Here is a 22,301-nt window from a genome sequence, read left to right as displayed (position 1 = left end):
GTCCCGCGTACCTTCCTCCAGCTTGGCACACTCACCATCCCCCGTGGTGAATCGCCTCATTTTGCCTGTTGGAAGCAGTCAATGCGGGGGCATACACTACGGGCATGACCAACGTACCGCCGAAGGGGCCACCGCGCGGGGGCCTGTCCCCGCAGGAGCGTGAACAGCTCAACTCCCTGGAAACGCAGGAATGGCTCGATTCGCTCGCCTACGTCCTGGCGAACGCGGGCGACGACCGGGCCGCGCACCTGCTGGAAGAGCTGGACCACTATGCCTACTTCCACGGCGCCCCGATCCTGTTCAAGCAGAACACGCCCTACATCAACACCATTGACGTGGAGGCGCAGCCGGAATATCCCGGCAACCTCGAACTGGAGCGCAAGATTCGCAATGCCGTGCGCTGGAACGCGGTGGTGATGGTGTTGCGGGCCAACAAGCGGGCGGAAGGCATCGGCGGCCACCTCGCCACCTACGCCTCCTCCACCGAGCTGTACGAGGTGGGCTTCAACCACTTCTTCCGGGGGCACGGCGCGGGCGTCAACCGCGACCTGATCTTCTTCCAGGGCCACGCCAGCCCGGGCATCTACGCCCGCTCCTTCCTCGAAGGCCGCTTCAGCGAGGCGCAGATGAACAACTTCCGCCGAGAACTCAGCCCCGACGGCCCCGGCTTATCGAGCTACCCGCACCCCTGGCTGATGCCCCACTACTGGGAATTCCCGACCGTCAGCATGGGCCTCGGCCCGATCCAGGCGATCTACCAGGCGCGCTACATCAAGTACCTCGAAAACCGGGGGCTGAAGGCCAGGGGCGACGCGAAAGTCTGGGCCTTCCTGGGGGACGGTGAGATGGACGAGCCGCAGTCGGTGGGCGCCCTGCGCTTCGCCGCCTATGAGAACCTCGACAACATCGTCTTCGTGCTGAACGCGAACCTTCAGCGCCTCGACGGGCCGGTGCGCGCCAACTCCAAAGTGATTCAGGAGTTCGAGGCGCTGTTCCGCGGTGCGGGCTGGAACGTGATCAAGGTCGTGTGGGACAGCAAGTGGGACGAGCTGCTCGCCAAGGACTACAACGGGGCCATCGTCAAACGCTTCGAGGCGCTGGTGGACGGCGAATCGCAGCGGTACGCGGCCTTCGGCGGCAAGGAACTGCGCGAGAAGTTCTTCAACACGCCCGAACTCCAATCTCTCATCGAGGGCTGGACCGACGCCGACCTCGAACTGCTCAACCGCGGCGGGCACGATGTCAAGAAGGTGTTTGCCGCCTATGACGCCGCCGTGAAGCACCAGGGCCAGCCGACCGTCATCATCGCCCGCACTGTGAAGGGCTACGGCCTGGGCGAGACGGCGCAGGCGCGCAACGTGGCCCACCAGGTCAAGAAGCTGGACTTCCACGCGATGAAGGACCTGCGTGACCTCCTCGAACTGCCCCTCACCGACGAGCAGGTCGAACACCTCGACTACTACAACCCCGGCCCCGACAGCCCGGAGATCAGGTACATGCTGGAGTGCCGCGCCGCGCTGGGCGGCTTCGTGCCCGAGCGGATCGTGGAATATCCGCGCCCCAGCGTGCCGACCGGCGAGTTCTACGAGGAATTCGCGGCGGGCAGCAAGGGCCGCGCGGTGAGCACCACGATGGCCGCCGTGCAGATCATGAGCAAGCTGCTGCGCGACAAGGAGATCGGCAAGTACATCGTGCCCATCGTCCCCGACGAGGCGCGCACCTTCGGGATGGACGCGCTGGTGCCGCGCATCGGCATCTACAGCCCGCGCGGGCAGACGTACACGCCGGTCGATTCGGGCAGCCTGATGGTCTACAAGGAAGCGGTCAACGGGCAGATGCTCGAAGAGGGTCTGACGGAAGACGGCGCGATGTCCTCGTGGATCGCCGCCGCCACCGCCTACGCCAACCACGGCGTCCCGACCATCCCCTTCTACGTCTTCTACTCGATGTTCGGCATGCAGCGTATCGGGGACCTGGTGTGGGCCGCCGCCGACCAGCGCGCACGAGGCTTCCTGTTCGGCGCGACGGCGGGCCGCACCACCCTGGCGGGCGAGGGATTGCAGCACCAGGACGGCAACAGCCTGCTCCAGGCCTACGTGGTGCCCAACCTCAAGGTGTATGACCCGGCCTTCGCCTACGAACTCGCGGTGATCGTCGAGGCGGGCATCCAGCGCATGTACGTGGACAACATCGACGAGTTCTACTACGTCACCATCGACAACGAGAACGAGGTGCAGCCGCCCATGCCGGAGGACGGGCGCAGCCACCAGGAAATCCACGACGGCATCCTCAAGGGGATGTACCGCTTCCAGAAGAGCGGCGCGGCGTCAGATGGGAAGGGCAAGGCCAAGCTCAGGGCGCAGATTCTCGCCAGTGGCCCGGCGATGGGCGCGGCGCTCGAAGCCGTGCAGAAGCTGGAAGCCTACGGCGTGGCCGCCGACGTGTGGAGCGTGACCAGCTACAAGGAACTCCACCAGGACGCCCTGCTGACCCAGCGTCACAACATGCTGCATCCCACTGAAGAACCCCGCGTGTCCTACGTGGCGCGGCAGCTCAGCCAGGAGAACGCCCCCGGCGTGCTGATCTCGGTCAGCGACTACGTGAAGCTGGGCGCCGACGGCCTGAACGGGCACCTCGACCGCAAGCTCTGGACGCTGGGCACCGACGGCTTCGGCCGCTCGGAGGACCGCCCCGAACTGCGTGACTTCTTCGAGGTGGACGCCCGCTACGTGACCCTCGCCACCCTCTATGCCCTCCAGCGCGAAGGCAAGATCAAGGGGGACGTGGTGGCGAAGGCGATTGCCGACCTCGGCATCGACCCCGAGCGGGAAGCGCCGGTCTTGCGTTAAGCCGTCAGCTATCAGCCTTCAGCGGCCAGCCCTCTATGCTGAAGGCTGATAGCTGAACGCTGATGGCCCTCTCAATCAAGGAGCGTGACTGCCAATGGCTACGGAACTCAAACTGCCCGACGTGGGCGACAATATCGAGCAGGGCACCGTCGTGACGGTCCTGGTGAATCCCGGTGACCAGATCACCGAGGGGCAGCCCATCATCGAGATCGAGACGGATAAGGCGGTCGTGGAGGTGCCCGCCTCGCAGGGCGGCACGGTCGAGGCCCTGAACGTGAAGGTCGGGGACAGCGTGGCGGTGGGCGGGACGATTCTGACGCTGGCAGGTGGCGCGAGTGCCCCGGCTTCCGGGCAGACCGCGGCTCCGGCCCCCGGGACCACCGTTCCCAACGTCATCCCGGAAAGCACCACCGTCGCGCCCGACCCCGCCACCGCCAACCGCGTCGCGCAGGAGCAGCAGGCCGCGCAGAAGGCGCAGGCGGAGTCCGGCAGCCAGCCCCAGGCCCCGGTCGGCCAGCCGTCGGGCCAGGCGGGCGGCGGGGCGCAGGTCACCCTCCCCGACGTGGGCGACAACATCTCCCAGGGCACGGTCGTGACGGTGCTGGTGAAGCCCGGCGACCAGATCACCGAAGGGCAGCCGGTCATTGAGATCGAGACGGACAAGGCGGTCGTGGAGGTGCCCGCGAGCGCCGCCGGGACCGTGCAGGACGTGCGGGTGAAGGAGGGCGACACCGTGCCGGTGGGCGGCTTGATCCTGACGCTGGCGGGGCAGGGGGCTCAGGCGCCAGCGGCCGGCGGCCAGTCGGGAACTGCCACCGCTCCCGCGACCGGGAGCAGTGCTGCGGCGCCCAGCCCGGACACGGCCAACCGGGTCGCCCAGGCCCAGCAGGAGGCGCAGCGTGAAGCGGCGATGCCGGGCGGCGAGCAGCCCAAGCCCGAGTTTCCCAAATCGCAGGGCACCTACAACCCCCAGACCTTCGACGGTCGCCAGGTGATTCCCGCCGCGCCCAGCGTGCGCCGCCTGGCCCGGGAGCTGCACGTGGACATCCACGACGTTCACGGCAGCGGCATTGCCGGACGCATCAGCGAGGAGGACGTGCGGCGGGCGGCGGGGACGCCCAGCGTGGCGGCCAGCGGCCAGCAGCCAGCGGCCAGCAGTCAGGCCGTGACCGCTCCGGCTCCTGCTGTGGCTGCCCAGCCCCTCCCCAACTTCGAGAAGTGGGGTCCAGTGCGCCGCGAGGACATGAGCGGCATCCGCAAGGCGACGGTGCGCTCCATGACCCAGTCGTGGACCACCATCCCGATGGTCACCCACTTCGACAAGGCCGACGTGACCCGCATGGAGGAAGTCCGCAAACAGTTTGGCGCCCGGGTCGAGAAGGCGGGCGGCAAGCTCACCATGACCCACATCCTGATGAAGGTCGTGGCGAACGCCCTGCGGAAGTTCCCCAAGTTCGGCGCCTCGCTCGACCTGGAACAGCAGCAGGTGGTCTACAAGGACTACGTGAACCTGGGTGTGGCGGTCGACACGCCCCAGGGCCTGCTGGTGCCGGTCCTCAAGGACGCCGACCGCAAGAGCATCACCGAGATCGTGCTGGAGCTGAACGACCTGGCCGCCAAGGCCCGCGACCGCAAGCTGAGCCCGGGCGAGATGCAGGGCGCCACCTTCACCATCTCCAACCTCGGCGGGATCGGCGGATACGGCTTCACCCCCATCGTGAATGCGCCCGAAGTCGCCATCTTGGGCGTTTCGCGCGGCAGCATGGAGCCGGTGTGGAACAGGGAAACCGGCAGCTTCGAACCCCGCAACATGCTGCCCCTCTCGCTGACCTACGACCACCGCCTGATCGACGGCGCCGACGCCGCGCGCTTCCTGCGCTACATCAGCGAGACGTTGGAAGACCCGTTCCTGATCTCGCTGTAAAGAGCGCTCAGCCCTCAGCAGACAGCAAAAGAAAGTGAAAACCCCCGTCCATGTGGCGGGGGTTTCGGCTGGGCGGGCTGCGCTTACAGGCGGTCGTCGTTGTCCTCGGTGCCCGCGACCTCGGCCTTGATCTCGGGGGGGGTGCCGGGGAGCAGGTCGCCGGGTTCCTCGGGGACGTGGGGGACCACTTCCTTGCCGGGCGGGACATAGTTGCGGTTGGGGTCGCGGAGTTCCACCTCGGTTTCCTCGGCCGTCGCCATGCTCGACGTGACGGCCATGCCGACGGCCATCGGGGCCACCAGATCCATCGGCGTGTCGGTGTTGATACCCAGGCCCTCCACCGTCTGCGCCCCCGCGAACTCGGCCCTTTGCGGGGCATGTTCCATCGCCACCGGGTCACGGGTCGCCAGATGGTCGAACTGCCCGGTGATCTCCTTGGGGTCCTGCGCCTCGACCGGCTGGTAAACGCCGTGGTCGGCACTGCCCACCCGGTCTTCGGGGGGGGTGGTGGTGTAGTGGCGCTGGTGGTCGTCCTTGGGGTCGGGCATCTGGTAGCCGGTGCGGTAATCCGGCTGCTCGGTCAGCTCGTTGACCTGTTCGCCGTCGGCTGGAGCGCGGTCGGGCTTGCCATCTCGGAGGGGATCAGTCATGCCCCAGTCTCCCGCTTGGGCGCGGGCGGCGCATTCCGGCTTTCTTCAGCCTCGTGCCGCGCGCCGCTCAGAATCGCCAGCGCCGCGCTGTGGCCTTCCTCCCGGGCAAGTGCCGCCGCGTTCTGCCCGTCCTCGGTGGTGAGCGCCGGGTCTGCCCCCGCCGCCAGCAGCGCCTCGACCAGCTTCACGTTCCCGTTCTGCGCCGCGCTCATCAGCGGCGTGAAGCCGCCGTGCTGCACCGCGTTCACGTCCGCCCCCGCCGCCAGCAGCCGCAGCGCGAGGGCCGTGTGATTCCCTGCGGCGGCCGAGTGCAGCGGCTGGACCCGCATCGCGTTCGCGCTCGCCCTGTTCACCTCCGCCCCGCGTGCCAGCAGTTCGGCGGCCACCTCCTCCCGCCCGAAGAAGGCGGCCAGACCCAGCGGCGTGAACCCGTCGGGACTCACGCCGTTCACGAGGTCCGGCTGGGCGTCCAGATGTTCCCGCAGGGCCGCGAGTTCGCCGGTCGCCGCCGCCTCGAACACGCTGAGCGGCGCGCCCGCCTCGATCAGCAGGCGCATGATCTGGGGCCGCCGGTAGTACGTGGCGAAGAGGACGGGGGAGAGGCCGGACGGACTGACGGACTCCAGCAGGCGCGGTTCAGCGGTGATGAGGAGGCGCACGCCCTCGGGGTTGTTCGCGTGAATGGCCGCGAAGAGATCGTTGGCTGAGTCGGTGGTCATAGGTTCATGCTAGGCGCTTCTTTGTTCGTGAGCTTCTGGCCGACCCAGACCCGACCCTGCTCAATCCAGTACACCTCTGTTCCATCGTACAGACGGCCAGGACGGTAACGGCGTTTGAAGAGCCAATGCAACTCATCTGCTGTGAGGTCGTCCTTATACACGGGATACTCACTCAGGCACTCCTGCCACTCGAACTCCGAGAGGCGAGCGAGCAACTGCGGTCCCAGCTCGGATGGCAAGCCCTTCGGCTCTGCGACAGGAAGAAAAACGTCTTGGTAATGTTGAGCTTGTCGGCCCGTCGCCATGACGACCTGCGAGTCTATGAAGTTCGGCCAACTCAGCCACACGCGGAGGTATTCAACCTCCGGTAACGCCTCGACCTTTCGGCGCCAGGATTCGTAAACATCTAGGAGAGCCAAGGTCATCTCACGTCTAAGCCAGACGGGGGGCTGACGCTTGACCAGGCGATACCAGGGGTCGATGGTGAGCTTGACATACTCCTGCCCGAAGCGGCGCAAATGGTTGAGGTCGGGTTCGAGACGAGCCTCCCGCCATCGCTGAACACGCCTGATCTGTCGTTTGCCGCCCCTCACTTTCTTGCGATTGGTGAAGGCGGGTAGGTGACGTGTGTGTCGGGATTTCGACCGTACTGGGCCTTTCACCGTGCCCGAACCACCATCGCAATCCCCATCCCGCCGCCGATGCACAGGCTGGCGACGCCCGTCTCCTTGCCCTCGCGGCGCAGGGCATGGATCAGCGTGACCAGCACCCGCGCGCCGCTCGCCCCGATGGGATGCCCCAGCGCAATCGCACCCCCCGTCACGTTCACTTTGGCGGGGTCCGCGCCCAGATCGCGCACCACGGCGAGGCTCTGCGCGGCGAAGGCCTCGTTCAGCTCCAGCAGGTCCACGTCCGCCACGGACATGCCTGCCTTTTTCAGCGCAATCGGCACCGCCTTTGCCGGACCGATGCCCATGATCTTCGGGTCCACGCCGATGGCCGCGTAACTGGCGATTTCGGCCAGGACGGGCAGGCCGTTCGCCCGCGCGTACTCTTCGGTGGTCACGGTCAGCATCGCCGCCCCGTCGTTCAGGCCGCTGGCGTTCCCGGCGGTCACGGTGCCGTCCTTCTTGAAGGCGGGCCGCAACTTGGCGAGGGCTTCCGGGCTGGTGGCGCGCGGGTGTTCGTCCCGGTCGAAGACGGTCGGCCCCTTTTTGCCCGGCACCTCCACCGGCACGATCTCGTCCCGGAAGTGCCCGCTCTCGATGGCCCGCGCCGCCCGCTGCTGGCTTTCGAGCGCGAAGGCGTCCTGCTCCTCGCGCGTGAGGTTCCACTGCGCGGCGATGTTCTCGGCGGTCATGCCCATGTGGTAGTCGTTGAACACGTCCGTCAGGCCGTCTACCAGCATTGAGTCCAGCACCTCGGCGTTCCCCAGGCGGTAGCCCTTGCGTGCGCCGGGCAGCAGGTAGGGTGCGCGGCTCATGCTCTCGGTGCCGCCCGCCAGGTAGAGCTTGCCGTCCCCCGCCCGCAATCCCTGCACGGCGCTGATGACCGCCTGGAGGCCCGAGCCGCACACCCGGTTCACCGTCAGGCCCGGCACGTGGTCCGCCAGCCCGGCCTTGAGGGCGACCTGCCGCGCGACGTTCATCCCCTGGCCCGCCTGAAGGACGTTCCCCACGATCACGTCGGCCACATCGTCCTGCTGCACGCCATCCAGAACGGCCTTCGCCGCTGCCACGCCCAGGTCAGCCGCGCTCACGTCCGAGAGACTGCCCATGAAGGTGCCGATCGGCGTGCGCCGCGCCGCCGTGATGACCAGAGTTTCCATGCCCGCAGTCTAGCGGGGAGGTGCTGGCCCCCCGTCACACCTCCCGTCACCGTGCCCGGAACGCGGCCTTCCGTTACGCTGCCCGCATGACCCGCCCCACGCCCGAGCCCCGCAGCGCCTACCCCCACCACCATCCCACGCCGACGCGCTGGGCCGACAACGACGTGTACGGGCACGTCAACAACGTCACCTACTACGCCTACTTCGACACCGCCGTGAATGCCTACCTTGCCTCAAGGGGGGCACTGGACCTCCAGGCGGGTGAAGTCATCGGCCTCGTGGTCGAAACCGGCTGCGCCTTCTTCGCCCCGGCAGCCTTCCCCGAGCTGCTCAGCGTCGGCGTCCGGGTGGCCCACCTGGGGCGCAGCAGCGTGCGCTACGAACTGGCCGTGTTCCGCGAAGGGGAGGAGACGGCCTGCGCGCAGGGCCACTTCATCCATGTGTACGTGGACCGGGCCACCCGGCGCCCGGTCGAGCTTCCGGGCGTGCTGCGGGCGGCGCTGGAGGGTCTACAAGCCTAGTCCGCCCGCCGCCCCGCCCGCCAGACGAACAGCATCAGCAGGGGTTGCAGGGGCAACCTTGCCCAGAGGCCCCAGACGGGGAGCGGCCGGAAGCGTTCGGCGTGCTGGGCCATGTAGACGTTTGCCGGGAAGACCGCCAGCAGCAGCGCCATCAACCCCCAGCGGGCGGCAGGCCGGGTGGCTGGATGGAGGAGTCCCAGCCCGCCCGCGATTTCCGCCGCTCCGCTCAGCAGGGTGGCCGTGCGGGCGGGAAGCGGGAGCTGGGGCGGCACGATCCGGTCGAACGGCTCCGGCCTCACGAAATGCAGGACGCCCGCGAAGGCGAACAGGGCGGTCAGCAGCAGCACGCCGGGCGTGGGTTTCTGGAGTTCTTCTGTGGGCATAGCTGTTCCTTTCCAGCATGGAGAAAGGGCCGGACCTCTCGCCCGACCCTTTGCTGGGAGTTGTCCTCAGTCCTGGTTGATGGCCGGAACGTTTTCAGCGTCCGACCTGCGCTCGTCTTTGTCCTCCGGGCCGCGCCGGTCGTAGGGGGCGCCGCCGCCGGTGAAGGTGCGCCGGTGATCGTCCTCGATCAGCTCCACCTCCTCCATCTTTTGCTCTGCCTGTTTGCTGAGGCCGCTCTTCTTCTCGTCCTGGTCTGGCATAGTCCGAGCCTGACAGCCCTTGCTCTCAAACGCACCCGGAGACGCTGAAGCCCGGTTCAGAGATAAAGGGCGCGTGAATCCGGCAAAACGAAAAGCCGGGCCTCTCGCCCGACCCTTCCTGCACAGATGACTTGCTCAGCCCTGCTCCGTGGCGGGGACACTGCGGGCTTCCTCGACATCCCGGGACTCTTTGCGGCTCTCCTGCTCGTTGCGCGCCGCCTTCGCCTCGCGGTCGTTGGCAGACTTGAAGGAGGGCTTATGACCGTCCTCGATCTCCTCCACTTCCTTCTTGTCGCGCTCGTACTGGCGGGGGAGGCTGGTGTGGCCGCTGTTCTTGTCGTCTTTGTCCGGCATGTCGGCAGCTTTTCAGATGTCCGGTGCCGTAAGGCGAGAGGAAGCCCAGCAGACGTTAAGAGATGGCGTGGTCAAGGCGCGACGTAGACGTGGACGCGCGGCACGCGCCCGCCAGGGTCGAGCCAGTCGCCGTCCACCGTGCCGACGCACTGCCAGCCCTCGCTCTTGTAGAGGCGGATAGCGGCCAGATTCCTGTGGTGAACGTCGAGAACGGCACGCTTGCCCAGGGCCTGCGCCCCGGCCCAGGCTGTCCGGAAAAGCCTGCGGGCCAAGCCCCTGCCACGGCCCGCCGGAGCGACGAAAAGACGTGAGAGGACCAGCACCTCTGGCGCCGGAAGGCCTGCGGCGCTCATCCAGCCGGGCACCTGTTCGGGCACCCCGCGTAAAAGGACCTGGCCCACCACCTCCCCCCGGAATTCGGCCACCCACCCGCTCACCGTCAGGGGCGGCGCGAGAAATGCCCGTGGGTCGGCAGGCCAGACCGAGGGATAGCCGTCCGTCTCATGGACCTCCCGCAGCGCCCGCTCCAGTGCCGGGAAATCGCTCCCAATTCGGTCACGGATCACAGGCGTGGCAGCGTCACACCCTGCTGGCCCTGATACTTGCCCCCACGGTCCCCATACGTCACTTCAGGCCGCTCACCTTCAAAGAAGAGGAGCTGCACACAGCCCTCATTGGCGTACATCTTGGCGGGCAGGGGCGTTGTATTGGAAAACTCCAGGGTGACGTGGCCTTCCCAGCCGGGTTCTAAAGGCGTCACATTTGCGACGATGCCGCAACGTGCATACGTGCTTTTTCCCAGCGCCACCACCATCACGTTCTCGGGAATTCGCATGTATTCCAGGCTGCGAGCCAATACAAAACTGTTGGGCGGAATGATAATTTCATTCGCCTGAATATCCACGAAGGAGCGTTCATCGAAGTTCTTGGGGTCCACCAGGGCGCCGTAAACATTGGTAAACACCTTCCACTCGTCGGCGCAGCGCAGGTCGTAGCCGAAGCTGGAGAGGCCGTAGCTGATGACATGCCCGTTTTCGGCAGTGCGGACCAGGCGATCCTCGAAGGGTTCGATCATGCCAGCTCGGGCGAGTTCACGGATGCGCCAGTCCGGGAGGATGCTCATGGGCCGCATGCTAGCGGGCCGGGCGCCGGGCGGTAGGCTGCCCGTATGAAGGTGGCCGTGATCAGTGACGTGCATGGCAACGCTTTTGCACTGGAGGCCGTGCTGCGCGAGCTTCGGGCGGCGGCCCCCGACCTGACCGTGAACCTGGGCGATCAGGTGGAGGGGTCGGCGGACCCGGCGCGGGCAGCGGCCCTGCAACTTGGCCTCGCGCGCCAGGGGGCGCTGGAGGTCCGGGGCAACAACGAGGAGAAGCTCTGGCCGGGCGGGCGGCGCTCCCCCCTCGCCCGCGAGTACGGGGCCTGGCTGGGGACGCAGGTGGACCCGGGGGAGCTGGCGCGGCTGGCGGCCCTGCCCCTCACGGCCCGCGCGCTGGACGGGGCGCTCTTTGCCTGTCACGGCACGCCGACGAGTGCCTGGGACAGCCTGCTGTGGGTCTGGCAGCCGGAGGGGGAGAGCGGAGGGTTCTACCGGGCACGCGAACCGCGTGAACTGTGCGCCCTGGTCGAACCGCTGGGTGCGGAGGTCGTGCTGTGCGGCCACACCCACCGTCCCGGCGCGACCCGTGTGGGCGACACGCTGGTGGTCAACGCGGGCGCGGTCAGTGATCAGGTGGACGGCGACCCGCGGGCCCGCTGGACGCTGCTGACGCGCGGGCCGCAGGGCTGGGCGGTGGACTTTCGCGCGGTGCCCTACGACATCGGGGCCGCCGTGCGCTGGTCGGAGGAACATTCGCCTTTTGGCCCGGGGGAGGGCGAGCTGCTGCGCTCGGGCACCTTTGACAGCCGGGGCGCGTAGGGCTGGCCTCTTTCCCACGGCAGAACACAACGCGCCCCCGCTTTACCTGGGAGCGCGTGCCTGCCGCTGAGCTTCAGTCCTTCAGCTTCCGCGTGATCTCGACCAGCCGCTGCGTCTGGTAGCGGATGTTGGCCCGGTCCGCCTCGCTGAGCGGCTCGCCGTTCGCGGTCACGCTCGCGCCGTAGGGGTTGCCGCCCGCCGCGAAGATCGCCGGATCGGTGTAGCCGGGCGTCACGATGATGCTGCCCCAGTGCATCGCCGTGATGTACAGCGTCAGGAGGGTCGTTTCCTGTCCGCCGTGGGGGTTCTGCGCGCTGGTCATCGCGCTGAAGGTCTTGTTGGCGAGCTTGCCCGTGGCCCACAGGCCGCCCAGCGTGTCGATAAAGGCGCGCATCTGGCTGGCCGCGCCGCCGAAGCGGGTGGGGCTGCTGAAGAGGTAGGCGTCCGCCCATTCCAGATCGGCGGGCGTGGCCTCGGGCACGTCGGCCATGCGCTCCTGCTGGGCCTTCCAGGCGTCCTGGGTATCGATCACGGCCTGCGGGGCGGTTTCCCTGACCTTCAGCACCCGCACTTCCGCCCCGGCTTCACGGGCGGCCCCGGCGGCGGCCTGGGCCATCTGGTAGTTCGTGCCGTAGGTGGAGTAGTAGACGATGGCGAGCTTGACCGGGGAAGGGTTCGTCATGGGCCGATGGTACGCCTTACCTTCAGGTTATTCAACATTAAACGTTTTTCAGCGAAAGCTGACCCTTCACACGGGATTCACAGGGCCTCCGCCCGCGCTTCACGGGGCCGGACCTACCTTCGGGGCAGGTGAGGGACAGACTTTCCCCGCCTTTTCGGAAAGGAGCAGTGATGTTTGTGGACGTGATCATCAACAACGCGGCGCCCGGCACCCCGGTGCAGGTCATCCCCCAGCCCTACGGTGGGCCGTATCCGCCCGGGTCCTACGGCTACGGTCCGGGGTATGGGCCTGGGCTGCACGGCGGCTTCCTCCTGTTCCCCCTCCTGCTGATCATCGGCGCGGTGCTTTTCCTGCGCCGCTGGGGCTGGAGGCACCGCCCGCAGTTCACGGACGGCGGGCGACTGGGGGAGGAGGTCCGCGCCACCTTCCGGCGGGGGCGGGCACGCTTTCTGGAGGGCCACGCGCTGGAGATTGCCCGTGAACGTTATGCGAAAGGCGAGATCAACGCGGACGAGTACGAAACCCTGCGGCGGACGCTGATGGATGAAGGGCCGCGCGCCCCGCAAGGCCGGGACGAACCCCGGCAGGACCTCTGAAGTTCCCGCGCCGCCTCCGGCCCTCCCCCGTGGACGGCCGGAGGTGACCCGGAATCGGGGAGAATGGGGCCAGCCCATGACCACCATCCTGATCGTCGAGGACGAACCGCGCCTGGCGGAGATTCTGGAGGAGTACCTGCGGCGCGAGGGCTTTCACACCGAACGGGCGGCCAGCGGTCCCCGCGCCCTGGAACTGTGGCGGGCCGCCCGCCCGGCCCTGATGCTGCTGGACCTGATGCTGCCCGGCCTGGACGGTCTGGAAGTGGCCCGCCGCGTCCGCGCCGAGTCCGAGCTGCCGATCATCATGCTCACCGCCCGCGACGAGGAGGTGGACCGGCTGGTGGGCCTCGGGATCGGCGCCGACGATTACGTGGTGAAGCCCTACAGCCCGCGTGAGGTCGTGGCGCGCGTGAAGGCCGTGCTGCGCCGCGCCGGGGGGAACGCCAGCCCGCCTTCCACCCTGCACGCGGGGCCGCTGCGGGTGGACACCGCCAGCTACGAGGCGGACCTGGCCGGGCGTCCCCTGGACCTGACGGCGGGAGAGGTCCGGCTGCTGGCCCTGCTGGCCCGCGAGCCGGGGGTGGTCCGCACCCGCGCGGAACTGCTGGCGGCGCTGGGCGCGCTGGACCGCGGCACCGACGAACGCACGGTGGACGCCCACATCAAGAACCTGCGGCGCAAGTTCGGCGCGCGGGGCGAGTTGCTGGACACCGTGCGCGGCGTGGGCTACCGCCTGAAGGTGTCATGAGGGGACCCCGGCGGCCTGCCGGTGCCTGGGGGGGGCGGGGCTTCCGGCCAGGCCGCCGCCCACGCTCCGGGCTGCGCGCCCGCCTGACGCGGATGTTTGCCCTGGTCGCCCTCCTCGCCGTGATGCTGACGACCGTGCTGACGGTGGGCGCGACCTTCCGTGTCCTCGCGCAGTTCGGCCCCCAGGCAGGCTCGCAGGTCGGCACCGGGACCACCTGGGACGCGGCGACCTGGCAGCAGGTGGCGGGTGGGGCGGGGCGCAGCATCGTTCGCAGCGCGGTGCAGGCCGCCCTGCTGAGCGCGCTGCTCGCCACCGTCATCGCCGGGCTGGTCACGCGGCAGCTCACGCGCCCGCTGGCCCGCCTCGCGGAAGGGGTGGGGCGGCTCCAGGCGGGGGACCGCAGCGTGCAGTTGCCGGTCCCCCCCCGCCGGGACGAGCTGCGCGACCTCACCCTCACCTTCAACGACCTGACGGCCAGCCTGGCGCGGCAGGAGGCGTGGCGGCGCGGCCTGGTCGCGGACATCGCCCATGACCTCCGCACGCCGCTGGCCGTGATGCGCTCGGAGATCGAGGCCATGCAGGACGGCGTGCAGGCCACGGACGCCGCCGCCCTCGCCCGGTTGCACGGCGAGGTGCTGCTGCTCGCGCGGCTGGTGACCGACCTGCGGACCCTGTCCCTGGCGGAAAGCGGGGCGCTGAGCCTGGACCTCCGGACCCTGGACGGCGGGGAGGCGTTGCGGGGCCTCGCGGAAGCCTACGCGGCCCGTGCGGCGGAAGTGGGCGCGGCCCTCGGCGTTCAGGCGCCCGCGCCCGTTCCCCTCCAGGCGGACCCGGACCGCCTGCGGCAGGCCCTCCAGAACCTGCTGGACAATGCCCTGCGGTACGCCGCGCCCGGCCCGGTCGAACTCGGCGCCTGGGCGGACGACCGGGGGGCGAACCTGCGCGTGCGCGATCACGGCCCGGGGTTTCAGCCGGACGACCTGGCCCGCGCCTTCGAGCGGTTCTACCGTGCGGACGCCAGCCGCACCCGCGATCCCCAGGGACGGGCCAGCAGCGGCCTCGGCCTCGCCATCGCCCGGGCGCTGGTGGAGGCGCAGGGCGGCCAGCTCACCGCCCGCAACCATCCCGGGGGAGGGGCGGAGTTCACCCTGACCTTTCCGGATCAGACCCGGATGGTGACGCGCGCGCCCTCTTTTTCCAGGTGAACGGTGTCGATGAAGCGCACCACGCGGCTGGCATAGCCCATCACCAGCGTGTGCGTCCGGGCGCCGCCGCCGAAGCGCCGCACGCCGTTCAGCAGTTCACCGTAGGTGATCCCGGTCGCGCTGAAGACGATCTGGCTGCCGGAGGCGAGTTCGTCCGTCTTGTACACCCGGTTCTCGTCCACGCCCATCGCCTGGAAGCGTTCGCGCATCGCGTCGTCCTCCGCGATGAAGCGGCCCTGGATCTCAGCACCGAGGCACTTCATCGCCGCCGCCGACAGCACCCCTTCCGGCGCGCCGCCCGACCCCATCAGCGCGTGGACGCCCGTCCCGCGCACGCCCACCGCGAGGCTCGCCACCACGTCCCCGTCCCCGATCAGCTTGACGCGCGCCCCGGCGGCCCGCACCCGGCGGATCAGCCCTTCGTGCCGCTCGCGGTCGAGGATGGTCACCAGCAGGTCCTCCACGCCGCGGTCCAGGCTCTGGGCGAGGGCGGCGAGGTTGGCCTCCACCGGCCACTCCAGGTGGACCCGGCCCGCCGCGGGGGGCGGCACCACCAGTTTTTCCATGTAGCAGTCGGGCGCGTGCATCAGGCCGCCGCGCTCGGAGAGGGCGATCACCGCCAGGCCGTTGGGCAGCCCCTTGGCGGTCACGTTGGTGCCCTCCACCGGGTCCACCGCGATGTCCACCTCGTAGCGCCCCTGCCCGAGCTGCTCGCCGATGTACAGCATGGGCGCCTCGTCCATCTCGCCCTCGCCGATCACCACCGTGCCCCGGATATCCAGGCTGTTCAGCAGTTCGCGCATGGCCTCGGTGCCCGCGCCGTCCACCGCGTTCTTGTCGCCCATGCCTACCCAGCGGCTCGCGGCCAGCGCCGCCCCCTCGGTCACCCGCGCCGTCTCCAGCACCAGCGCGTGCTCGAAGTTGTCCGTTCTGGCTGCCGTCCCCTGCCCTTTGCCGCTCATGCTGGCAACGTACCATGCTGGGAAGGAAAAAGGCGGCTGGGAACGGTTCCAGGGGAAGGGGCGGAGGCTACCGCAGCACGCCTGCCCACACCAGCAGCAGCCACAGCAGCAGCGGGAGGGCGATCACTCCGGCAATCAGCTTGCCCAGGCGCCACCAGTCGTTGAGGAACTCGCGCATGGGAACAGGGTAGCGGGTGGGGGAGAGGCTGTCCGGGTGGCCGGTCACGTGAATGAGCCGTCCCTGAATGGGGTGGCGGTTCTGCTTTTCCCGGCGCTCTGCTTACACTGCCCCTATGACGCTGAGTCCTCTGGCCGGGAAAATGGCTCCACAGTCCCTCCTGACGAACGTTCCCCGCCTGATTGCGTACTACTACGAGAAGCGCCCGGACGTGCAGGACCCGGCCCAGCGCGTGGCCTTCGGCACCAGCGGGCACCGGGGAACGTCACTGGACGGCTCCTTCAACGAGGCGCACATCCTGGCGATCAGCCAGGCGGTGGCCGAGCACCGCGCGGCGGCGGGCATCACCGGGCCGCTCTACCTGGGCCTCGACACCCACGCCCTCAGCGAACCCGCCTGGATCACCGCCCTGGAGGTGCTGGTCGCCAACGGTGTGCGGGTGCGGGCGCAGCCGGGCTTCTTCACCCCCACGCCCCTCGTCAGCCACGCGATCCTCAACCACAACCGGGCGGGCGTGGGCGACGTGGCGGACGGTATCGTGATCACGCCCAGCCACAACCCCCCGCAGGACGGCGGCTTCAAGTACAACCCGCCTTCGGGCGGCCCCGCCGACACCGACATCACCAAAGCCGTGCAGAACCGGGCGAACGCCCTGCTGGAAGGTGGGCTGCGGGACGTGAAGCGCGTTTCGCTGGCGGACGCCCTCGCCGCCCTCGACCCCTTCGACTTCATCACGCCGTATGTCGCGGAACTGGATCAGGTGATCGACCTGGACGCCATCCGGCAAAGCGGGGTGCGCCTGGGTGTCGATCCCCTCGGCGGCTCCAGCCTGCCGGTCTGGGAGGCGATCCGCGACACGCACGGCCTGAACCTCACCATCGTGAACGACCGGATCGATCCGCAGTTCGCCTTTATGAGCGTGGACAAGGACGGCAAGATCCGGATGGACTGCTCCAGCCCCTACGCGATGGCGAGCCTGCTGCGCCTGAAGGGCGACTTCGACGTTGCCATCGGCAACGACCCCGACGCCGACCGCCACGGCATCGTGACAGTGGACGGTCTGATGAATCCCAACCACTACCTCTCGGTGATGATCGACTACCTCTTCCAGAACCGCCCCGGCTGGAGCGCGGAGGCGGGCGTGGGCAAGACGGTGGTGTCGAGCGCCCTGATCGACCGCGTGACGGCGGGGCTGGGGCGGCGGCTGGTGGAGGTGCCCGTCGGGTTCAAGTACTTTGTGGAAGGGCTGCTGACCGGCTCCCTCGGCTTCGGTGGCGAGGAGAGCGCCGGGGCGAGTTTCCTGCGGATGGACGGCGGCGCGTGGAGCACCGACAAGGACGGCATCATCGCGGGGCTGCTGGCCGCCGAGATCACCGCGAGGACCGGGCAGACGCCCTCGCAACGCTTCGCCGCGTTGACGGAACGGTACGGCGAAACCGCCTACGCCCGCCAGGACGCGCCCGCCAACGCCGCCCAGAAAAAGGTGCTGGCGAACCTCAGCCCCGAACAGGTGACGGCCACCACCCTGGCGGGCGATCCGATCACGGCCAAGCTCACCCGCGCGCCCGGCAACGGGGAACCCATCGGCGGCCTGAAGGTGACCACCGACTTCGCCTGGTTCGCCGCCCGCCCCAGCGGCACCGAGGACGTGTACAAGATCTACGCCGAGAGCTTCAAGGGCGAGGCCCACCTGCGCGAGGTCCTGGCTGAAGCGCGCGAGGTCGTGGACGCGGCCTTCAAGGCGGGAGGGGCCGAGTGAGCCTCACCGAAGGGCACACCGTCATCACCCGCGAGGAGATCACGGGCGTGGAATTCGACTGGTTCGCCACCGACGAGCGGGGGCAGGTGGCGCAGTTCCTCGCAGCGGGTGACCCGCATGTGCCCGAAGCGGCTCTCGCCTCGGAAGAACTCCTCGAAGCCCTGCACGTCTGGATCGACACCCGCCCGGAAACCGAGGAGGCCAACGCCCCGGCGGGCGGCTTTGACGAACATCTCACGCCGCCGCAGCGCCGGGGCGCCTACGTCTATGACCACGTGCCGGGGGAGGCGGGGGTGTACCGGCTGGTGGCCGCGCCGCGCACACCACTCCATCTCACCGAACTGCCCGAGCGGTTGCGGGCCTACCTGGAGACGGTCAGGCTGCCCGTCACATTTGGGGCGGCGCGGCTGCGCGCCCGCGAGGACGGCGGGGCGGAAGTCCTGCGCGCCGCGCCCTGAACGCGGGGTAGTGGTTTCAGGGTAATGACGCGTTGTCGCGGTGGAGGAAGAGCCAGACGATGAGTTCGAGGTTGGCCTGCTGACGGCAGAACGAGAGACTTTTGCGGACCAGGAAGGGCAATTTGGCACGGAGGGTGGCATTGAAGCGCTCGATGTGCTGAGTTCCGCCAATCCGATGCAGTCCTCCGAAGACCACCCCTTTGTAGGCCGACAAGCGGTCTGTAGGACAGACCGCATCCAGGTAGGGTGTGGGGAGGCTCTGCCAGAGGCCAAAGGCACCTGTTGCGTCACGCTGCCCGAAAAAGCAGCCGACGATCCGTCGGGAAGCTCGGTCCATGGCCAGCCAGATCCACAGCCGTCGGTCTTGGCGTCCGACGAAGGTGCATCACTCATCGCATTCCAGCACCAGCGAGGCTGGTGCTGGAATGCTCAGGCTTTTTTTGCTTGGGGTTGTTCTTCAGGAATGCTGTGCAAAACGGTCTTTTTAAGCTTTTTGAGGTGAAGACGGAACCAGCAACGACTGACCCCGGCAACCCGACAGATGCCGCGATGGGAGAGGCGTTCGGTCAGCAGGCGGTCTACTTCAGCCTCTTTTTCAGGCGAAATGCGGTGCCAGGTGGCGTCAGGGGTGAACTGGTACCGGCATTCACGACACAGGTAGCGCTGTTTCCCCGTGTGGGCCTGCCCATTTTTGACGATGTGAACGCCATGGCACCTGGGGCAGACCGGGTCGTTCATACTTCATTAAACCCCCGTCCTCCGCTAAAAGCCACGACCGAACGCGGGGCATCCTTGCACTCTTCCCCTCCCGCGCGCTATGCTACTGCGGTTGAAAACTGCCCGGTACAGGGTTGCACCAGGGAAGTTTCTCGGCACGCCATGTCCCGCGCTGATGCTGACAGTGAAGGTGACATGCGTTGATTACCTCAGGCTTCACTGCCAACCCGACCCCGCCCCCCTGTCCGTGTTTCCCCGTGTGGGCGGGACCCCCAGCAAATCTGCCAAGACGAGGAGTGATTCACCCTGCCTACCACCCAACAGTTGCTCCGCAAGGGGCGCACCACCCTCCAGAAGAAGAGCAAGGTTCCGGCGCTCAAGGGCAGCCCCTTCCGCCGCGGCGTCTGCACGGTCGTGAAGACCACCACGCCCAAGAAGCCCAACTCGGCGCTCCGCAAGATCGCCCGCGTGCGGCTCTCCAGCGGCTTTGAAGTGACCGCGTATATCCCCGGCGAAGGCCACAACCTCCAGGAGCACAGCGTCGTGCTGATCCGCGGTGGCCGTGTGAAGGACCTCCCGGGTGTGCGTTACCACATCGTGCGCGGCAGCCTCGACACCCAGGGCGTCAAGGACCGCAACAAGAGCCGTTCCAAGTACGGCACCAAGAAGCCCAAGGCGGGCGCTGCCGCCGCGGGCGCCAAGAAGAAGTAATCCCCCGCGTCCGGCGCCGGGGGAGGAACTGGCCCCCGCCGCCCCGCGCGGTCCAGGCCACTTCCCGAGAAGGGGTGAGGCCAATGCAGCAGAACCTCTAGTGTTCAAGGAGTCAACATGGCACGTCGCCGCAGAGCAGAAGTGCGCCAGCTCCAGCCTGACCTGGTCTACCAGGACGTGCTGGTCAGCGCGATGATCAACCGCATCATGGAAGACGGCAAGAAGAACCTCGCTAGCCGCATCTTCTACGGCGCCTGCCGCCTGGTGCAGGAGCGCACCGGCCAGGAGCCGCTGAAGGTCTTCAAGCAGGCCTTCGACAACGTCAAGCCGCGCGTGGAGGTCCGCAGCCGCCGCGTGGGCGGGAGCACCTACCAGGTGCCGGTGGAGCCGACCGAGCGCCGCAAGCAGAGCCTCACGCTGCGCTGGATGCTGGCCGCGGTGGACGGCCGCCCCGAGCGCACGGCTATCGAGCGCCTGGCGGGCGAGATCATGGACGCCGCGCAGGGCCGTGGCGGCGCCATCAAGAAAAAAGACGACGTGGAGCGCATGGCGGAAGCCAACCGCGCCTACGCGCACTACCGTTGGTAATGCAGCACTGCTGGTAAACCAGCACCGCTGAAGAGTGTGACCGGACAGCGGCTTCTGCGCCTGCTGTCCCGTTTCGCTGCCACAGGAACGGTAGACCTTCCGGTGACGGGACACGTCATCCGCCAGAAACAGGGAGTCTTATGACGACTAAAGCCCAGAGCTACCTCACCCACTTCCGCAATATCGGGATTGCCGCGCACATCGACGCCGGGAAGACCACCACCACCGAGCGCATCCTGTACTACACGGGGCGCACGCACAACATCGGTGAGGTGCACGACGGCGCCGCCACGATGGACTGGATGGAGCAGGAGCGCGAGCGCGGCATCACCATCACCGCCGCCGCCACCACCGCCAAGTGGAAGCGGTCCGGCACCGACCAGGAATACACCATCAACATCATCGACACGCCCGGCCACGTGGACTTCACCATCGAGGTGGAGCGTTCCATGCGCGTGCTGGACGGCGCGGTGGCGGTGTTCGACTCCTCGCAGGGCGTCGAGCCTCAGTCCGAAACCGTGTGGCGTCAGGCCGACCGCTACGGCGTGCCCCGCATCGCCTTCTCCAACAAGATGGACAAGACGGGCGCCTCGTTCGAACTCGTGGTGAACGACATCCGCGAGCGCCTGGGCGCGATCCCCGCCCCCATCCAGTACCCGATGGGCCAGGAGAACGAGTTCAAGGGCATCATCGACCTGGTGCGTCAGCGCGCCTACACCTACACCAACGACCTGGGCACCGACATCGAGGAACACGACATCCCCGCCGAGTACGCGGACAAGGTCGCCGAGATGCGGACCCAGCTGATCGAGGCCGCCGCCGAGGTCGACGAAGACCTGATGATGATGTACCTCGAAGGCGAGGAACCCAGCGCCGAGCAGCTCGTCAACGCCATCCGCAAGGGCACCATCGAGAAGAAGATCTTCCCGGTGCTGTGCGGCTCCTCCCTCAAGAACAAGGGCGTTCAGCTCCTCCTCGACGCGGTCGTGGACTACCTGCCCAGCCCGCTGGAAGTGCCCGCCATCAAGGGCACGACCGAGGACGGCGAGACGGTCGAGTACCCCGCCGACCCCGAAGGCAAGCTGGCCGCGCTCGCGTTCAAGATCATGGCCGACCCCTACGTGGGCCGCCTGACCTTCGTGCGCATCTACTCGGGCACCCTCCAGAGCGGTTCCTACGTGTACAACGCCTCCAAGGAACGCCGCGAGCGCGTGGGCCGACTCCTCAAGATGCACGCCAACAGCCGCGAGGAAGTCTCCGAGCTCAAGGCGGGCGAACTGGGCGCCGTGATCGGCCTCAAGGAAGCGGGCACCGGCAACACCCTGATCGGCGACGGTGACACGCGCGTGCTGCTGGAGAGCATCGACGTGCCCGAGCCCGTCATCAAGCTCGCCATCGAGCCGAAGACCAAGGCCGACCAGGAAAAGATGGGCGTCGGCCTCCAGAAGCTGGCGGAAGAAGACCCCACCTTCAAGGTCGAAACCGACCAGGAGTCGGGCCAGACCACCATCGCGGGCATGGGCGAGCTGCACCTGGAGATCCTGGTGGACCGCCTGAAGCGCGAGTACAAGGTGGACGCCAACGTGGGCGCGCCCCAGGTGGCCTACCGCGAGACGATCACCAAGCCGGTGGACGTGGAAGGCAAGTTCGTGCGTCAGTCCGGCGGCCGCGGTCAGTTCGGCCACGTGAAGATCAAGGCCGAGCCGCTGGAACCCGGCGCGGGCTTCGTGTTCGAGAACGCCGTCGTGGGCGGCACCGTGCCCCGCGAGTACATCGCCCCGGCCCAGAAGGGCATCGAGGAAGCCATGCAGTCGGGCCCCATGCTGGGCTTCCCGGTCGTGGACATGAAGGTCACCGTCTACGACGGCAGCTACCACGAGGTGGACTCCAGCGAAATGGCCTTCAAGATCGCCGGTTCGATGGCGCTCAAGGAAGCCGTGCAGAAGGGCGCCCCGGCGCTGCTGGAACCCATCATGCGCGTCGAGGTGACGGTGCCCGAGGAGTACATGGGCGACATCATCGGTGACCTGAACAGCCGCCGCGGCCAGATTCAGGGCATGGAAGCCCGCGGCAACGCGCAGATCGTCAAGTCGTTCGTGCCGCTCTCGGAGATGTTCGGCTACGCGACCGACATGCGCTCGATGACGCAGGGCCGCGCCAGCTACTCCATGTTCTTCGACCACTACAGCCAGGTGCCCAACAACCTGGCGCAGCAGTTGATGAAGAAGTAAATCCTGCGGGGTTCGGGGGAGGAGGTCCGGGAGGGCTTCCTCCCCGCTTCTTTTGGCGT

General features: G+C 68.0%; 25 protein-coding genes. 12 read left to right on the top strand and 13 right to left on the bottom strand.

The window, feature by feature from the left end:
• Positions 1-104: 104 nt before the first annotated feature.
• The gene (gene aceE, locus E5F05_RS17995; RefSeq protein WP_129120021.1) at positions 105-2,849 is read left to right on the top strand and encodes a pyruvate dehydrogenase (acetyl-transferring), homodimeric type; all 2,745 of its coding nucleotides are present in this window, start codon (positions 105-107) and stop codon (positions 2,847-2,849) included.
• Positions 2,850-2,943: 94 nt separating this feature from the next.
• Positions 2,944-4,773 (top strand): dihydrolipoyllysine-residue acetyltransferase, encoded by a 1,830-nt coding sequence (aceF, locus tag E5F05_RS17990; RefSeq protein WP_129120020.1) that lies wholly within the window; start codon positions 2,944-2,946, stop codon positions 4,771-4,773.
• 83 nt (positions 4,774-4,856) lie between these two features.
• On the opposite strand, the gene E5F05_RS17985 is transcribed toward aceF, so the two are convergent.
• The 4 genes from E5F05_RS17985 to E5F05_RS17970 all read right to left on the bottom strand — a co-directional run bounded on the left by E5F05_RS17985 (position 4,857) and on the right by E5F05_RS17970 (position 7,970).
• Entirely contained in the window at positions 4,857-5,423 is a 567-nt protein-coding gene (locus E5F05_RS17985; protein ID WP_129120019.1) for a hypothetical protein, read from the bottom strand.
• Positions 5,420-6,142, bottom strand: a complete 723-nt coding sequence (locus E5F05_RS17980; protein ID WP_129120018.1) for an ankyrin repeat domain-containing protein — start codon at positions 6,140-6,142, stop codon at positions 5,420-5,422. Before E5F05_RS17980 ends, E5F05_RS17985 begins: the two co-directional genes overlap by 4 nt.
• Positions 6,139-6,660, bottom strand: coding sequence for a hypothetical protein (locus E5F05_RS17975; protein ID WP_129120017.1), 522 nt, complete (start codon positions 6,658-6,660; stop codon positions 6,139-6,141). Before E5F05_RS17975 ends, E5F05_RS17980 begins: the two co-directional genes overlap by 4 nt.
• Before the next feature lie 140 nt (positions 6,661-6,800).
• On the bottom strand, positions 6,801-7,970 hold the full coding sequence (locus tag E5F05_RS17970) for an acetyl-CoA C-acetyltransferase (RefSeq protein ID WP_129120016.1): 1,170 nt from the start codon (positions 7,968-7,970) through the stop codon (positions 6,801-6,803).
• Positions 7,971-8,056: 86 nt separating this feature from the next.
• Between E5F05_RS17970 and E5F05_RS17965 the strand changes: the two genes are divergently transcribed.
• Positions 8,057-8,491 (top strand): acyl-CoA thioesterase, encoded by a 435-nt coding sequence (locus E5F05_RS17965; RefSeq protein ID WP_129120015.1) that lies wholly within the window; start codon positions 8,057-8,059, stop codon positions 8,489-8,491.
• Here the strand turns inward: E5F05_RS17965 and E5F05_RS17960 are convergent.
• From E5F05_RS17960 to dcd, 5 genes are all read right to left on the bottom strand, one after another.
• On the bottom strand, positions 8,488-8,874 hold the full coding sequence (locus E5F05_RS17960; RefSeq protein WP_129120014.1) for a DoxX family protein: 387 nt from the start codon (positions 8,872-8,874) through the stop codon (positions 8,488-8,490). The genes E5F05_RS17965 and E5F05_RS17960 overlap by 4 nt on opposite strands.
• Positions 8,875-8,940: 66 nt before the next feature.
• Positions 8,941-9,135, bottom strand: coding sequence for a hypothetical protein (locus tag E5F05_RS17955; protein ID WP_129120013.1), 195 nt, complete (start codon positions 9,133-9,135; stop codon positions 8,941-8,943).
• Between the two features lie 135 nt (positions 9,136-9,270).
• On the bottom strand, positions 9,271-9,489 hold the full coding sequence (locus E5F05_RS17950) for a hypothetical protein (protein WP_129120012.1): 219 nt from the start codon (positions 9,487-9,489) through the stop codon (positions 9,271-9,273).
• Positions 9,490-9,560: 71 nt separating this feature from the next.
• Positions 9,561-10,055 (bottom strand): GNAT family N-acetyltransferase, encoded by a 495-nt coding sequence (locus tag E5F05_RS17945; protein WP_241687222.1) that lies wholly within the window; start codon positions 10,053-10,055, stop codon positions 9,561-9,563.
• On the bottom strand, positions 10,052-10,612 hold the full coding sequence (dcd, locus tag E5F05_RS17940) for a dCTP deaminase (RefSeq protein ID WP_129120011.1): 561 nt from the start codon (positions 10,610-10,612) through the stop codon (positions 10,052-10,054). The genes E5F05_RS17945 and dcd overlap by 4 nt, the downstream gene beginning before the upstream one ends.
• A gap of 45 nt (positions 10,613-10,657) precedes the next feature.
• Here dcd and E5F05_RS17935 point away from each other — a divergent pair, with 45 nt between their 5' ends.
• A complete protein-coding gene (locus tag E5F05_RS17935; protein WP_129120010.1) occupies positions 10,658-11,407 on the top strand; it encodes a metallophosphoesterase family protein in 750 nt (249 codons plus the stop codon).
• Between the two features lie 73 nt (positions 11,408-11,480).
• On the opposite strand, the gene wrbA is transcribed toward E5F05_RS17935, so the two are convergent.
• Positions 11,481-12,089: an NAD(P)H:quinone oxidoreductase gene (gene wrbA / locus E5F05_RS17930; protein WP_129120009.1), complete on the bottom strand. Its 609-nt coding sequence runs from the start codon at positions 12,087-12,089 to the stop codon at positions 11,481-11,483.
• Positions 12,090-12,259: 170 nt separating this feature from the next.
• Between wrbA and E5F05_RS17925 the strand changes: the two genes are divergently transcribed.
• The 3 genes from E5F05_RS17925 to E5F05_RS17915 all read left to right on the top strand — a co-directional run bounded on the left by E5F05_RS17925 (position 12,260) and on the right by E5F05_RS17915 (position 14,638).
• Positions 12,260-12,685 carry an SHOCT domain-containing protein gene (locus E5F05_RS17925; RefSeq protein WP_129120008.1) on the top strand — a complete coding sequence of 142 codons (426 nt, stop codon included), beginning with the start codon at positions 12,260-12,262 and terminating at the stop codon, positions 12,683-12,685.
• A gap of 76 nt (positions 12,686-12,761) precedes the next feature.
• Entirely contained in the window at positions 12,762-13,433 is a 672-nt protein-coding gene (locus E5F05_RS17920) for a response regulator (RefSeq protein ID WP_129120007.1), read from the top strand.
• Entirely contained in the window at positions 13,430-14,638 is a 1,209-nt protein-coding gene (locus E5F05_RS17915) for a sensor histidine kinase (protein WP_129120006.1), read from the top strand. Before E5F05_RS17920 ends, E5F05_RS17915 begins: the two co-directional genes overlap by 4 nt.
• Here E5F05_RS17915 and glpX read toward each other — a convergent pair.
• On the bottom strand, positions 14,596-15,600 hold the full coding sequence (gene glpX, locus E5F05_RS17910) for a class II fructose-bisphosphatase (RefSeq protein ID WP_129120005.1): 1,005 nt from the start codon (positions 15,598-15,600) through the stop codon (positions 14,596-14,598). The genes E5F05_RS17915 and glpX overlap by 43 nt on opposite strands.
• A gap of 293 nt (positions 15,601-15,893) precedes the next feature.
• On the opposite strand from glpX, the gene pgm reads away from it, so the two are divergent.
• Complete coding sequence (gene pgm, locus E5F05_RS17905; protein WP_129120004.1) at positions 15,894-17,537, top strand: phosphoglucomutase (alpha-D-glucose-1,6-bisphosphate-dependent); 1,644 nt, start codon at positions 15,894-15,896, stop codon at positions 17,535-17,537.
• Positions 17,534-17,995 carry a hypothetical protein gene (locus E5F05_RS17900; protein WP_129120003.1) on the top strand — a complete coding sequence of 154 codons (462 nt, stop codon included), beginning with the start codon at positions 17,534-17,536 and terminating at the stop codon, positions 17,993-17,995. Before pgm ends, E5F05_RS17900 begins: the two co-directional genes overlap by 4 nt.
• A gap of 16 nt (positions 17,996-18,011) precedes the next feature.
• Here E5F05_RS17900 and E5F05_RS17895 read toward each other — a convergent pair whose 3' ends face one another.
• Both E5F05_RS17895 and E5F05_RS17890 read right to left on the bottom strand, forming a co-directional pair.
• Positions 18,012-18,332: an IS1 family transposase gene (locus tag E5F05_RS17895; RefSeq protein WP_129120550.1), complete on the bottom strand. Its 321-nt coding sequence runs from the start codon at positions 18,330-18,332 to the stop codon at positions 18,012-18,014.
• A 92-nt stretch (positions 18,333-18,424) separates the two neighbouring features.
• Positions 18,425-18,733 carry an IS1 family transposase gene (locus tag E5F05_RS17890; RefSeq protein ID WP_129120549.1) on the bottom strand — a complete coding sequence of 103 codons (309 nt, stop codon included), beginning with the start codon at positions 18,731-18,733 and terminating at the stop codon, positions 18,425-18,427.
• A gap of 285 nt (positions 18,734-19,018) precedes the next feature.
• On the opposite strand from E5F05_RS17890, the gene rpsL reads away from it, so the two are divergent.
• From rpsL to fusA, 3 genes are all read left to right on the top strand, one after another.
• Positions 19,019-19,423 (top strand): 30S ribosomal protein S12, encoded by a 405-nt coding sequence (gene rpsL, locus E5F05_RS17885; protein ID WP_041221741.1) that lies wholly within the window; start codon positions 19,019-19,021, stop codon positions 19,421-19,423.
• A 117-nt stretch (positions 19,424-19,540) separates the two neighbouring features.
• Positions 19,541-20,011: a 30S ribosomal protein S7 gene (gene rpsG / locus E5F05_RS17880; RefSeq protein WP_129120002.1), complete on the top strand. Its 471-nt coding sequence runs from the start codon at positions 19,541-19,543 to the stop codon at positions 20,009-20,011.
• Positions 20,012-20,151: 140 nt separating this feature from the next.
• The gene (fusA, locus tag E5F05_RS17875) at positions 20,152-22,242 is read left to right on the top strand and encodes an elongation factor G (protein WP_129120001.1); all 2,091 of its coding nucleotides are present in this window, start codon (positions 20,152-20,154) and stop codon (positions 22,240-22,242) included.
• The last annotated feature ends 59 nt before the right edge of the window (positions 22,243-22,301 follow it).

The organism is Deinococcus metallilatus (genome assembly GCF_004758605.1).
Classification (GTDB): Bacteria; Deinococcota; Deinococci; order Deinococcales; family Deinococcaceae; genus Deinococcus; species Deinococcus metallilatus.
Note: the sequence above shows the minus strand (reverse complement) of the source record. Positions and strands in the feature narration are given on the sequence as shown.

Coding starts and splice junctions, on each gene's coding strand:
- E5F05_RS17985 (WP_129120019.1), bottom strand. CDS start 5,423: ATGACTGATCCCCTCCGAGATGGCAAGCCCGACCGCGCTCCAGCCGAC.
- E5F05_RS17925 (WP_129120008.1), top strand. CDS start 12,260: ATGTTTGTGGACGTGATCATCAACAACGCGGCGCCCGGCACCCCGGTG.
- E5F05_RS17960 (WP_129120014.1), bottom strand. CDS start 8,874: ATGCCCACAGAAGAACTCCAGAAACCCACGCCCGGCGTGCTGCTGCTG.
- E5F05_RS17935 (WP_129120010.1), top strand. CDS start 10,658: ATGAAGGTGGCCGTGATCAGTGACGTGCATGGCAACGCTTTTGCACTG.
- E5F05_RS17890 (WP_129120549.1), bottom strand. CDS start 18,733: ATGAACGACCCGGTCTGCCCCAGGTGCCATGGCGTTCACATCGTCAAA.
- E5F05_RS17980 (WP_129120018.1), bottom strand. CDS start 6,142: ATGACCACCGACTCAGCCAACGATCTCTTCGCGGCCATTCACGCGAAC.
- E5F05_RS17965 (WP_129120015.1), top strand. CDS start 8,057: ATGACCCGCCCCACGCCCGAGCCCCGCAGCGCCTACCCCCACCACCAT.
- dcd (WP_129120011.1), bottom strand. CDS start 10,612: ATGAGCATCCTCCCGGACTGGCGCATCCGTGAACTCGCCCGAGCTGGC.
- aceF (WP_129120020.1), top strand. CDS start 2,944: ATGGCTACGGAACTCAAACTGCCCGACGTGGGCGACAATATCGAGCAG.
- pgm (WP_129120004.1), top strand. CDS start 15,894: ATGACGCTGAGTCCTCTGGCCGGGAAAATGGCTCCACAGTCCCTCCTG.
- E5F05_RS17895 (WP_129120550.1), bottom strand. CDS start 18,332: ATGGACCGAGCTTCCCGACGGATCGTCGGCTGCTTTTTCGGGCAGCGT.
- E5F05_RS17920 (WP_129120007.1), top strand. CDS start 12,762: ATGACCACCATCCTGATCGTCGAGGACGAACCGCGCCTGGCGGAGATT.
- E5F05_RS17970 (WP_129120016.1), bottom strand. CDS start 7,970: ATGGAAACTCTGGTCATCACGGCGGCGCGGCGCACGCCGATCGGCACC.
- fusA (WP_129120001.1), top strand. CDS start 20,152: ATGACGACTAAAGCCCAGAGCTACCTCACCCACTTCCGCAATATCGGG.
- glpX (WP_129120005.1), bottom strand. CDS start 15,600: ATGAGCGGCAAAGGGCAGGGGACGGCAGCCAGAACGGACAACTTCGAG.
- rpsG (WP_129120002.1), top strand. CDS start 19,541: ATGGCACGTCGCCGCAGAGCAGAAGTGCGCCAGCTCCAGCCTGACCTG.
- E5F05_RS17950 (WP_129120012.1), bottom strand. CDS start 9,489: ATGCCGGACAAAGACGACAAGAACAGCGGCCACACCAGCCTCCCCCGC.
- E5F05_RS17955 (WP_129120013.1), bottom strand. CDS start 9,135: ATGCCAGACCAGGACGAGAAGAAGAGCGGCCTCAGCAAACAGGCAGAG.
- wrbA (WP_129120009.1), bottom strand. CDS start 12,089: ATGACGAACCCTTCCCCGGTCAAGCTCGCCATCGTCTACTACTCCACC.
- E5F05_RS17915 (WP_129120006.1), top strand. CDS start 13,430: ATGAGGGGACCCCGGCGGCCTGCCGGTGCCTGGGGGGGGCGGGGCTTC.
- aceE (WP_129120021.1), top strand. CDS start 105: ATGACCAACGTACCGCCGAAGGGGCCACCGCGCGGGGGCCTGTCCCCG.